Source organism: Janthinobacterium aestuarii, assembly GCF_046113285.1.
Lineage (GTDB): Bacteria > Pseudomonadota > Gammaproteobacteria > Burkholderiales > Burkholderiaceae_D > Janthinobacterium.
Genome location: NZ_CP142524.1, coordinates 3,475,072 through 3,488,536, shown reverse-complemented (window position 1 = coordinate 3,488,536; position 13,465 = coordinate 3,475,072). Strand labels below are relative to the sequence as shown.

Here is a 13,465-nt window from a genome sequence, read left to right as displayed (position 1 = left end):
TTGCGCTAACGCCAGGCTCCGTTCCCATCCCACTAGCCAGGAAACCATTGCCATGACCAAGCTTCACACTGCCCAGCGCCCAGTCCCAACCGTTGACACGGGCGCGCAGCGTACTTCCACGCTGGGCAGCCGCCTGCGGCTCACGCCGCTTGCTTACGCACTGACCACCATGCTGATGGCGGGCGCCTTCAGCACGCCGGCGCGGGCGCAGCAGGCGTTCAGCGGCGGCTGGTTCGCGGCCAAGGGTGCGGCGCAGAATACGGCTGCCACCTCGGGCCGATTGCCGAATGGCCAGCCGCTGCCGTTGGGCAGCCGGCCCGAGGGCCAGCAACAGCAGGCCAATCAGCAGTTGCAGCGCTCGCTCAACAACCTGAACCTGGCCGCGCGCGCCATCGCCGCGCAGCAAGCGGCCCAGGCGCAGGCGCGCCAGAGTGCCGCCGGCGGCGCCAGCGCGCCGAACGGCCTGGCGCAGGGCGGCTTGCAGGTCGACACCAACAGCCTGACTGCCGGCTGGCTCCATGCCCAGGCGCCCGTGCAGACGGTGGCGAACGGCAAGACGGCCGTGGTGGTGCAGCAGACGGCGGACAAGGCCATCCTGAACTGGGAAACATTTAATGTGGGCAAGGACACGACATTGACGTTCCAGCAGCAGAAGGACTGGGCCGTGCTGAACCGGGTCAACGATCCGCAAGCGCGTCCCAGCCAGATCCAGGGGCAGATCAAGGCCGACGGCACGGTGCTGCTCGTCAACCGCAACGGCATCGTATTTACCGGCACGAGCCAGGTCGACACGCGCAGCCTGGTGGCGGCCGCGGCCCGCATCAGCGATACGCAATTCCAGAAAAACGGCATCTACAGCGCCGGCACGGCCGGTGCCGCGACGTTGACCGATGCGGCCGGCAAGGTACAGGTACAGGCGGGCGCGCGCCTGGCCAGCAATGCGCCCAAGGGCAGCACGGAAGGCGGCGGTTACGTGATGCTACTGGGCAAGGAAGTGCACCAGGCGGGCGAGATCGCCACGCCCAAGGGCCAGGCCCTGCTGGCCGCCGGCGACAGTTTTACCATTAAAAAAGGCGTGGGCACGGATGGCAATCCGCTGTCGACCACGCGCGGCAGCGAAGTCACGCCGCAGTTCGCGGCCGGCAGTACGGCGGGCAAGGTCGTCAACACGGGCCTGATCCAGGCGCGCGAAGGCGACGTTACCATGGCGGGGCGCGACGTGCGCCAGGAAGGCGTCGTGCTCGCCTCCACCACGGCCGCCACGCGCGGCACCGTGCACCTGAACGCGCTGGGCAGCGACGCGGCCGTTACCGTGGGACGGGGCGCCACCACGGCCATCGTCATCGAGGACGACGGCAAGACGACGGCGCTCGACAGCCAGCGCGACGCCATGCGCGGCCCGGCCGCGACGTCCACGGAAAACATCGTTGCCGTCAGCGACCGCCGCGACCAGTCGCGCATCGAGATCGGCAGCGCCGGCACGGTGGAATTCCTCGGCGACTCGCTGACCCTGGCCACGGGCGGCCAGATCGCCGTCAACGCCGCCAGCCGCAGCCTGCTGCGCGACGGCGCCCAGCTCGACGTCTCCGGCGCCGTGGGCGTCAAGGTGGCCATGGAGGCGAACAATATCGAGATCAACGTGCAGGGCAACGAGCAGCGCGACGCGCCCGTCAACCGCGACGGCAAGGCCTTGCTCAACAGCAGTATCTGGGTCGACCGCCGCAAGCTGGTGTTCGTACCGAAAGGCACGAACGGCTACGACAGCGACCGCTGGTACACGGCCGGCGGCTTGCTGGAAGTGGCCGGCTACCTGGGCACGCAGGGCCATTCCGTCAGCGAGTGGATGGCGCAGGGCGGCACGGTCAGCTTCGGCGGCAAGGATGTCGTCACGCAGCTTGGCTCCGCCATCAACCTGTCGGGCGGCACCCTCGACGTGCAGACGGGCGCCGTGCGCCAGACCTGGCTCAAAGGCCTGGACGGCAAGCTGCATGAGGCGGGCAGCGCGCCGGCCGACTTGCCGTACGCGGGCGTGTACAAGGGTTATGAGGAAGAACATGCGCGCTGGGGCAAGGATGCCAGCGCGTTCTACGCCAATCCATTGATCGCCGCGCAACAGCGCCTGGAAAACGGCTACACGGTGGGCCGCGACGCGGGCAAGCTGGTGGTCGCCACCGGTTCGGCCGTGCTGGAAGGGGGCATCGCGGGCGAGGTCTTCCAGGGCGAGCGCCAGACCCAGGCGCCGCAGGCCCTGCTCGACGGCTACCAGCAGTCGCAGTTCGCCGCTGCGCAGCGGGGGCAGCTGATCGTCGGCCAGTACCAGCCGATGTTCGACAAGCGCACGGGCGTGCTGCAGCACGCATTGTCGGCCGTCATGGACGAGGTGCGCCTGACGCGCGTGCAGGACGGCATGGCCGCCGGCCTCGACGTGGCCGACGTGCTCGCGTCAGAGCGCCAAGGCAAGCTGCTGCTCGATACCAACTTGCTCAACAGCCAGCAACTGGGCGCCATCCGCCTCGCCGCGAAAGGCGCGATCACCGTCGACAGCGCGCTGCAGGTGGCCGACGGCGGCAACATCACCCTGTTCGGCAAGGACGTGGCCATCAACGCCAGCCTGCGCAGCCATGGCGGCAGCATCATGGCCGGCAATGTGCTGAACCAGCTCGGCGCGCTGGGCATGTTGGACACGGTCGTCAATCCGGGCGGGCCAGCGGGCAAGCTGGTGCTGGCCGACGGCGTCACGCTCGACACCAGCGGCCTGCTCAGCAACGTGCTGCGCGACCCGCTGGCCGCCGCCAGCCTGCCCTATATCAATGGCGGCAGTGTGTCGCTGCGGGCGAATGGCGACGTGCGCGTCGGCAGCGGCAGCCTGATCGACGCCGGCTCGGGCGCGGCCATCCTGTCGCAGGCGAAACAGCAGGGTGGCAAGGGCGGCAACGTGAGCCTGGCCAGCTACGGAACGACATCGGACCTGGTGCTGGGCGAAGGCGCGCAAGTGCGCGGCCATGGCGTGCAAGGCGGCGGCAAGCTGGAATTACAGGCAAACAAGATTTTGATCGGCAAAACTGAAAAATCCGAGGCCGGCACCCTGCAACTGGGCGGCGACTTTTTTGAGCAGGGTTTTTCCAGCTACAGCCTGGTCGGCAAGCAGGGCTTGACGGTCGCGGACGGCACGCAAGTGGACGTGCGCATGCCCGTGCTGCGCGTAGTGGACAATGAAAAACTGGCCCTGTGGATGCCGGAGCAATACACGGAAAACCCGCTCAAGGGCACCTTGACCCAGCGCAAGGGCGCCAGCCTGGCCCTGCAGGTGGGCGATATCCTGTCCGGCGCGGCTGACATGGCCAGCGCTGAATTGCTGATAGGCAAGGGCGCCGTGGTGAGCGTCGATGCGGGCCAGTCCATCAAGCTGGCCAGCGTGGGCCAGCTGACGGTGGACGGGCGCCTGAACGCGTGGGGCGGCAAGATCAGCCTGGGCGGCGTGGGCGTGGACGTGAACGTGTCCGAAGCGGTGGAAGCGGCCGGCCATGGCCGTTCCCTGTGGATCGGCGACAATGCCGTGCTCGACGTGGCATCGCGCGCCGTCACGGCCACCGATGCACAGGGCCGGCGCTACGGCAAGGTGGCGGACGGCGGCAGCATCGTCGTCGGCGGCGAAATCGACCACGCGCAGGGCAGCACGTCGGCGGCCAGCCTGTTTGTCGTCGTGCGCGACGGCGCCGTGCTCGACGCGTCCGGCGCGCATGCGGTGCTGGACGTCAATGGCGCGGCTGTCGACGTGGCCAGCGCGGGCGGCAGCATCGCGCTGGCGTCGAACAACGGCTTGTATCTCGATGGCCAGCTGCTGGCCAAGGCGGGCGGTGCGGGCGCGGCGGGCGGCAGCCTGTCCGTGGCCACGGGCACCCCGGTCTACCTGAAAACGCTGGCGACGGACAAGGTGCTGCAGGGGCGCCAGCTGATCCTCTCGCAGCGCCAGCTTGCCAGCGACCTGGTCGCAGGCATCGGTGCGCAGGACGGCCAGCAGGCGCTCCAGTACGGCCATGGCCGTTACTCGGTCGAGCAGGTGCAGGCGGGCGGCTTCGGCAACCTGGCCCTGCTGGGCGCCGCCTCCTTCGATGGCGACGTGTCGCTGACGCTGCAGCAAAGCTTCCAGCTGTATGGCGCGCCCGTGCTGGCGCCAGGCAGCAAGCCCGGCGCGAACGTCGGCATCGCGGCACCGTACGTGCGCCTGGCCAGCGTCAAGCCGGCGGGACGCGATTTCTATGTCACGCCGGGTACGGCGGGCCAGGCGCCGATGGCCGGCCAGGTCAGCATAGCTGGCGACCTGATCGACGTGCGCGGCCTGGTCGACATTCGGGCGGACGACGTGCGCCTGACGAGCCGCGGCGACGTGCGCTTCCTGCTGTCGCCGCTGGGCTGGGACGGCAACCAGCCGACGACGGTGCTGTCCACGCCGGGCGACATGACCCTCAGCGCGGCCCAGCTGTACCCGGAAACGGGCGCCGGCGCCGCCGTGCGGGCCGGCTATGGCATCGTCAACGGCAAGATTGGCTACGATCCCGCCCACAGCCTGAACATCGCCCGCAGCACGGCTGACGTGCCGCTCATGCCGTATTCCGCTTTCGGCTCGCTGGAACTGGCCGCCGCGCACATCGAGCAGGGCGGCGTCGTGCGCGCGCCGCTGGGGCGCCTGGCCATCGGCGCGGCCGGCTATGAGAACGACAGGAGCCTGACCGTTAACTTGTTGCCAGGTAGTATCACCTCCGTCAGCGGCGCCGGCCTGGTCATGCCGTATGGCGGCACCGTCGATGGCCAGACCTGGAACGTCAACGGCAAGCCGGTCACCCTGATGGGCGTGGGCGGCATCAATGTGCAGGGAGGCCTGCGCATCGGCGTGGACATCGCCGGCGTGGCCGTGGACGTGCGGCCGGGCGCGCTGCTCGACCTGTCGGGCGGCGGCGAACTGACGGGTGCAGGTTTCATTTCCGGGCGCGGCGGCTCCACCGACGCGCGCACCCATCCGCTGGTGCAGGTAGGCGCGAATGGCGGCTTCATCCTGCCGGGTCTGGCAACCAACCCCGTGTACGCCATCGTGCCGGGCGCGCAAGCGCCGCAGGCGCCGTCGGGCGGCGACAAGGGCGCCTCCGATGCGGCCATCGGCCGGCAGGTGACGATAGGCAGCGGCGTGCCGGGTCTGCCCGCCGGCACCTACACCCTGATGCCGTCGACCTATGCCTTGCTGCCGGGCGCCTTCCGCGTGGAACTGAACGGCCTGGCGGGGCAAGGCAGCGCCGGCTCGCTGGCGCAGCCGCTGCGCAACGGTTCCTGGGCCGCGCCCGGCACCCTGTCGATCGCCGGCACGGACATCCGCGCGCCGCTGGCCAGCCAGCTGATACTCACGCCGGCCAAGGTCTTGCGCACGTATTCCCAGTACAACGAAACGGGCTATGCCGCGTTCGCCCTGGCCGATGCAAAAACGCGCGGCATTCCCCGCGCACTGCTGCCTGCCGACGCGAAAACGCTCAAGCTGACCCTGGCGCAAGGCGGCGGCCCGGACACGTTCCAGTTCAAGGGCACGGGCAAATTCTCCACGGCCGAGGGCGGCTACGGCGGCACCGTGGTGCTGGGGTCGAGCAATGTCACCGACGGCGACATTGAAATTCTCGCCGACGGCGCGCCGGCCGCCAGCGGCGCCGGGCTGGTCAGTGTGCGTGCTTCAAGCCTGAACAATATCGGCGCGGCCCGTATTGTGGTAGGCAATGCACCGTCCGTGGAATATGGCCAGGGCGGCAACTACGTGAACTTCGGTTTCAACACGGCGCGCGCCATCTACCTGCGCGCGGGCGCCATCCTGTCGGCGCCGGAAGTGTTCCTCGTTGCCCAGGACCCGAGTAATTATCTGCTGGGCGACGGCTTGATCGATATCGCGCCCGGCGCCGGCATCAGCACTGTGGGGCGCGGCAAGGCCGCGTACGACGCCAACGACGGCTTTATCTACCAAAAAGGGCGCGCGGACGTGCACATGCTGGCCGCCTCGAACGGCTTGCTCAACGTGGCGCCCGTCAGCGGCACGGCGCGCGGCGGCATCCGCATCGGCGTGTGCGGCGACGCCTGCACCGACAAAGGAACAGCGAGCCTGTATTCGGAAGGCACCTTGCTGTTGTCGACGAACGGCAGTTTCGCACTGGACGACACGGCCCGCTACGGCACGCGCAACCTGAGCCTGGCCGTGGGCGCCATCAACATGGGCAGCAGCGAGGCGCTGGCGGCGGCCCAGGCCAACGGCACGCGCTCGAGCGGCCTGGCCATGAACCAGGGCGTGCTGGACCGCCTGCTGCGCGGCGACACCAGCACCGGCGCGCCAGCCCTGCAGGCGCTGATGCTGAACGCGGCCGACAGCGTCAATTTCTATGGCGACGTGGTGCTCGACACCTACGACAAGGGCACGGGCAAATCCACCTTGGACCGCCTGGTGCTGACCACGCCGGCCATGTATGGACAGGGCGGCGCCGACACCGTGGCGACCATCCGCACTGCCAACCTGATCTGGGGCGGTGCCCTGTCGCCGGCCGGCAATGTCATCACGCATGGCGCCGGCACGGGCAGCGGCACCCTGAACCTGGAAGCGGAACGCATCGATTTCGGCTTCGGCCCGTTCACGCAGCCGGCCGGCGTCGCCTCGTTCGACCGGCTGGCGCTGGGTTTTGCCAACGTCAACCTGAAGGCGTCGGGCCAGGTGACGGCCAACCACAAGGGCAGCCTGTCCGTCTACCAGGCGCAGGGCGCCTACGAGGCCGGCAAGGGTTTCCAGTACAGCGGCGGCAACCTCAATATCAGCACGCCGCTGCTGACGGGCGAGGCCGGTTCGGCGCACAGCTACACGGCGGGCGGCGCGCTGAAGGTAGCGGCCCCGGCCGGTACGGCGCCAGCGGCTCCCGTCAAGAATAACGCTGCGCTGGGCGCGCAGCTGGCGCTGAACGGCGACAGCGTGAGCGTGGCGACGGCCGTGGTGCTGCCGAGCGGCAAGCTGACCATCAACGCGCAGCACGACATCGCCGTGGCCGACGGCGCGCGCATCGATATGGCGGGCCGCAAGAGCACCTTCTTCGACGTGGACAAGTACAGCTGGGGCGGCGACGTGATCCTGGACAGCCGCGCCGGCGATATCGGCCAGGGCGCGGGCAGCGTGATCGACCTGTCGGCCGAGAACAACCGCGCCGGCAGCCTGAAGGCCGTGGCCCTCGATGGCGCGGCCGGCATGGTGGACTTGCAGGGCAAGATACTGGGCGGCGCCAGCGGCAGCTACGACGCGGGCGGCACCATGGTCCCGTACAAGAAGGGCAGCGTGGACGTGCGCGCGCAAACCCTGGGCGCGGGCGGCGCGCCGGACAGCCGGTTCGCGTTGCTGAACACGCGCCTGAACGAAGGCGGCGTGACGGGTGCGCGCAGCTTCCAGCTGAAGCAGGGCGACCTGACGATAGCCAATGAGCTGAAGGCGGGCGAAGTGCAGGTATCGCTCGACAATGGCCGCCTGACGGTGGCAGGCACGATCGACGCCAGCGGCGAGCGCGTGGGCAGCATCCGCCTGGCCGGCAAGCATGGCGTCACCCTGGCCGGCAACGCCGTGCTCGACGCGCATGGCACGCTGTTGCGCGTTGACAGCTACGGCAAGATCATCGACAGCCCGAACCGGGCCATGGTCGAACTGAACGCGGGCGAAGGCGTATTGAGCCTGGCCGGCGGCGCGCAGATCGACGTGCGCCATGCCACGGCAGCCGTGGCCGGCAAGGGCAAGGGCGAATACGACGGCGCCGCGCGCGGCACGGTGGAACTGAGCGCGCCGCGCCTGGGCAGCGGCGGTTCCCGCACGGATGCGGACGCGGCCACCTTCGGCGACATCGCCATTGCGGCCGGCGGCGGCTTGACGATACGCGGCGCGAAATCGATCGCCGTCAACGCCATGCAGCGCTACGACGATGCGGCCTACGCCGCGGACCTGTCGGCCAGCGGCCGCCCCTACCAGGTGATCAACCAGGCATATCTCGACAGCAAGCATGCGGACAGCACCGCTTTCATCGATGCGGCGCTGGCCAACACGAACTTGCGCAACGGCAAGCTGGCGGGCCTGGCCACGGCCGCGTATGCCGATGCGCTGCATCTGCGTCCCGGCGTCGATATCGTCAGCAAGACGGCGGACGGCGACCTGGTGGTGCAGGGCGACCTGGATCTGTCGGGCATGCGCTACGCCAGCCTCAATCCGCGCTTTCAGGCAACAAATGTGCGCGGGTCGGGTGAGGTGGGCAGCCTGCTGCTGCGCGCCGGCGGCGACTTGAGCATCTACGGCAGCATCAACGACGGTTTCGCGCCGCCGCCCGCCACCAAGGATGACGGCGGCTGGGTCCTGCTGCCGGGGCGCGACATCAATGGCAGCGACGTCATCGTCCCGGGCCAGGGCGTGACCCTGGCCGACGGCACCTTGTTCCCGGGCGGGATCGCGCTCAATTACGACGTGCCCGTCAAGGGTTTCAATCTGCAGGCCAATACGCGCCTGCCCGTGGCCGTCGTGCTGGACCAGGCCATGACGGTGCGGGCCGGCACCGTGCTGGCCGCCGCCGTGCGCGACAGCGACGGCAATATCGTCCACGCAGCCGGCACCCTGCTGACGACGCAACAAGTGTTTACGCCCGGCATGCGCCTCGATGCGGGCAGCGTGCTGGCGCAAGCGGTCAAGGTGCGCGCCATGAGCTGGCCCAAGGGCGTGCCGCTGCCGGGCGTGGCTGGCGAACGCAGCGTTTTCGTACTTGATGGCAACCTGGCGCTGGCCGTGGGCGCATTGATCCCGTCCGGCACCGACGTCAAGCTGCTGCCCGATGTGAAGTCGATTCAGCTGCGCCCTGAAGTGGCGGGCAGCCAGGGCAAGCTGTGGGCCATCGCGCCCATGCTGGCCGAAGGCTCGCAAGCCTGGGGCATGCGCCTGGTGGCCGGTGCCGACCTTGACGCTGCCGACACGCGCAGCGTGCAGGCGCACCCAAGCCACGGCACCCTGCGCCTGGCCGACAGCCATTACGGCATGTATGGCATCCTCGTGCCGCCGAAAGGCGTGCAGTACTGGAGCGAGGCCGCTGCGGAACTGGGCGTCGAAGGCATCGTGGCGGGCGAAGTCATCACCGAGGAATTCACCAGTCAGTTCGGCCAGACTGTGGCGGAGCTCTGCGCCAGCGACCCGTCCCTGTGCGTGCTGAAGGTGGCCTACGTGTGGACCAAGGCCGGCGCGGAAGAGTTTGCGGATGACAACGTGAAGGCGGGCGACCTGCTCGACCCCGTGGCGCTCAAGTGGCCGACGGTTTGCGAGGAAAAGCCCACCTGGTGCGGCACGGCCAACGCCACGTTCGACTACAAGGCCTCGAGCCTGCGCCACAGCGTGCTGCGCACGGGCACGGGCGACCTGGACCTGGTTAGCGGCGGCGACCTGCGCATGGACAGCCTGTATGGCGTGTACACGGCAGGCATGTCGTCCGTGGCGACGTCGGCCGGCGATCCGTACAACCAGGCGCGCGGCCGCAATGCCGACGGCAAGGTGCTGAGCAATCCTGACGGTGCGCACGAACACCTGGTCGACGGCGGCGCCGACAGCGTGTACCGCGCCTGGTACCCGGACCAGGGCGGCAACCTGCTGCTGAACGTGGCGGGCAACCTGACGGGCTCGCTGATGACGGGCAGCAGCGCGATCAATCTGCGTCCCGTCGGTTCGGACAGCGGCCACGACAGCGCGGCCGTCGGCAACTGGCTGTGGCGCCAGGGCAGCGGCGCGGTCGCCACGGGCGGCCAGGCGCAGCCGGCGGCGTGGTGGATCAATTTCGGCAGCTATGTGGGCGATGCCAGCGGCAACAAGGGCGCCGACAAGCTGCTGGGCTTTACGGGCTTCGGTACCCTGGGCGGGGGCAACGTGCGCGCCGACGTGGCCGGCGACGCGGGCGTGCAGGGGCTGCTGTCCGGCAGCAGTTTTGACAACAATATCAATACCCGTTCGCAGGGCCTGCTGCTGGCCGTGGGCGGCACGGGCCGCGTGCAGGCTGATGGCAGCCTGCTGCTGACGGGCGGCGGCGACCTCGATCTGCGCGTTGGCGGCGCCCTCAATCCGGCTGGCACGGCAGGCCTCAACCACATGAATGGCGCGCTGGTCGATGTGCGCGGCCACGCGGCCACGTCGGCCGCGCAACTGGGCAGCGTGGCGCTGGAATACGGCTCGCAGCCTACCCAGCACGTGCCGCTGGAAACGCGCGCCTACGATGCCTTCACCGCGACGCGCGCCGCGCCGAAGGGCGGCATGACCCTGGTGCCGGGCGACGCCACCTTCACGGTGGCGACCCTGGGCGACCAGGTGTTGCAGGACGTGGCCGACCCCGGCCGCGTGCCTTTGCTCAGCGCATCCCCGTTCACCAGCGCCGCGGGCGAGGCGGGCGTCGGCTACAGCTGGTTCAGCCTGTGGACGCCGCGCACGGCGCTCGACCTGTTCTCCGCCGGCGGCAATATGACGCCGTTGACGGCACCGGTCGGCACGGCCACCGACCTGGCCATCGTTTACCCGTCCATCGTGCGCGTCGCGGCGCCGAATGGCAGTTTGTACTACGGCAAGGCAACCGCCAGCTGGAATAGCGCCAACAGCTATGCCGAGCCGCTGGTGCTGGCGCCATCGCCGAATGCCCAGCTGGAGTGGCTGGCCGGCGATTCCATCTATGCGGGCGGCTATGCCGTCAGCCAGTCCGGCGCCGGCACGGACAGCATGGCGACGCCGTTCAAGCCAGCCTTCGTGGGCTGGAGCGCGAATGCGGCCGATGCTAATCCCGTGACGGGCAACATTTCCAGCACGGGCGCTCCGGCGACGCGCTCGAACTTCCCGCTGTTCGCCTTCGGCCCCGATTCCGCCGCCGGGCCCGCCAACAGCGGCACGCAAGCGGCCCGCATCTATGCCGTGAAGGGCGATTTGATCGGCGTCAATAGCGGCCGCATGGTCGCGTTCTACGACGCCAGGCATGCGGGCACCACCTGGTATGAGGGGGCGCAACCGGTGTGGATGAAGGCGGGCCGCGATATCGTCAGCAGCGGCACGGCATTGCTTGAGGGTATAGACGGTAGCGAGAACACGAGCGGCATGATATTCAGGAATTACAGCAATCTGTTCGTGCACAACAATGCGTTTGACGTCTCGGTGGTCTCGGCCGGGCGCGATATCCTGAACAGCTCCTTCAACGTGGCCGGCCCCGGCACGCTCGATATCAGCGCGGGACGCAACATATTGATGCAGGACAAGGGCAGCGTCGTCAGCCTCGGTCCCGTCGTCGCCGGAGATAAACGCCCGGGCGCCGGCATCGCGATGCAGGCGGGCGTGGGCGCGGCCGGTCTCGATTACCTGCGCTTCGTCAAGCCGTATCTTGACCCGGCCAACGTGGCGCAGGCGGGCGTGCCGCTGGCCGAGCAGGCCGGCAAGGTGGTGAAGTCGTACGCGACCGAATTGACGACCTGGCTGAATGAACGCTACGGCTTCAAGGGCACGGCCGCCGAGGCGCAGGCCTTTTATCTGGCCTTGCCCGAGCCGCAGCAGCGCGTCTTTGCCCGCGACGTGTATTTCGCGGAACTGAAGGCGGGCGGGCGCGAGTTCAACGATGCGGACAGCGCCCGCTACGGCAGTTTCCTGCGCAGCCGCAATGCCATCGCGGCCCTGGCGCCGGCCAAGGACGCCAGCGGCAAGGCCATCGATTATGCGGGCGACATCGTCATGTACCGCGGGCTCTACGCCAAGCGGAACGACGGCGAGCAGCGCTGGGACTATTTCCCCCGCAGCGGCTACGTGCACACCAACTTCGGCGGCGACATCCAGCTGTTGACGCCTGGCGGCAAGCAGGTGTTCGGCATCGAAGGCGAGGCGCCGCCGTCGACCTCGGGCGTCATCACCAAGGGCGGCGGCAATATCGAGTTGTTCTCGCACGGCAGCATCCTGCTGGGCCAGAGCCGCGTCATGACGACGTTTGGCGGCGATATCCTCGGCTGGTCGTCGGAGGGCGACATCAACGCGGGGCGCGGCTCGAAGTCGACCATCGTCTACACGCCGCCCAAGCGCGTGTATGACAACTGGGGCAATGTGACCCTGTCGTCCGACGTGCCGAGCACGGGCGCCGGCATCGCCACCCTGGCGCCGATCGCGGAAGTGCCGGCCGGCGACGTGGACCTGCTGGCGCCGCTGGGCACCATCGACGCGGGCGAGGCGGGCATCCGCGTCTCGGGCAGCGTCAACCTGGCCGCGCTGACGGTAGTGAACGCGGCGAACATCCAGATCAAGGGCGAAGCGAAGGGCATGCCGGCGGTGGCGGCCGTCAACGTGGCCGCCATGACGAACGCCAGCGCGGCCGCCACGCAGGCCACGGCCGCCGCGCAGGACGTGGTGCAGCGCGAGCGCGCCGCCACCCGTGCCGCGCAGCCGTCCGTGTTCACGGTGCGCGTGCTGGGCTTTGGCAACGACGCACCGCCCGACAGCGCGCAAGCGGCGCCGCAGGATGGCGCGCGCACCGAGGCGGCCGACTACAACCCGCGCAGCGCCGTGCGCGTACTGGGCCTGGGTACGCTGCCGGAATCGGCCACGCGCCAGCTGACGGCGCAAGAGCGCAGCAGGTTGTCGCCATGATGGCCGGCATGGCTGGCGCCTTGCCCTTGCGCATGACAGGTGCCATGCGGCAGGCAGGCATGGCCTGGTACCGGCCTGCCATCCGGCCCCGCATGCAGGCGGCCAACGATATGGCGCCCGTGCCAACGCCGGCGCCGGGGCAGGGCGCCCGGCTGCAGGCGGTGTTGGAAAGCAATTACGCGGCCCTGCACCGGCGCCTGGCGCGCCACCTGGGCTGCGCCGAGCTGGCCAGTGACAGCCTGCACGACGCATGGCTGCGCCTGGGCGCGCTGACGGCCGGGGACGGTGCGGCCCTGGCGCACAGCCCCGTCGCCTATGTGTTTCGCGTGGCGTGCAACGCGGCCATGGACAGTCTGCGGCGCAATCGCGCCTGGCTGTATGCGAACGAGGAGGATGGCGTCGCCGGCTTCGTCGATTTCCTCGCCGATACGGCGGCGGGACCGGAGCGCCTGGCCGAGCTGCATGCCGACGTGCGGCGGCTGGCGCAAGCCGTCGACTTGCTGCCGCGGCGCCACCGGCAAGTGCTCGAAGCGCTGCGCGTGGATGAGCTGACCCGCCAGGAAGTGGCCGAGCGGCACGACATGTCGCTGCGCAACGTCGATACGGCCTTGCGCCAGGCGCTCGACCATTGCGCCCGCCACACGGGCTACGCGGCGCAGGGCGGCGTCGGCACGACCCGGCGCAGCTTGAGGCTGAACGTTCGTTCGCGTACAGACGCTTAGGCATCCGGCCGTCAGACTGCTGCTTCGGGCCTGCATGCGCCCACCCAGCCAGTCCACAGCCAGGAGG

The 13,465-nt window shown here is 69.3% G+C and carries 2 protein-coding genes; both read left to right on the top strand.

The window, feature by feature from the left end; translation table 11 throughout:
• Positions 1-52 precede the first annotated feature (52 nt).
• Positions 53-12,676, top strand: a complete 12,624-nt coding sequence (locus OX462_RS15585; protein ID WP_409026492.1) for a filamentous hemagglutinin family protein — start codon at positions 53-55, stop codon at positions 12,674-12,676.
• The gene (locus OX462_RS15580) at positions 12,673-13,398 is read left to right on the top strand and encodes an RNA polymerase sigma factor (protein WP_409026491.1); all 726 of its coding nucleotides are present in this window, start codon (positions 12,673-12,675) and stop codon (positions 13,396-13,398) included. The genes OX462_RS15585 and OX462_RS15580 overlap by 4 nt, the downstream gene beginning before the upstream one ends.
• The last annotated feature ends 67 nt before the right edge of the window (positions 13,399-13,465 follow it).

Excerpts from the sequence above, each read along its gene's own strand:
- OX462_RS15585 (WP_409026492.1), top strand. The coding sequence starts at position 53 with ATGACCAAGCTTCACACTGCCCAGCGCCCAGTCCCAACCGTTGACACG.
- OX462_RS15580 (WP_409026491.1), top strand. The coding sequence starts at position 12,673 with ATGATGGCCGGCATGGCTGGCGCCTTGCCCTTGCGCATGACAGGTGCC.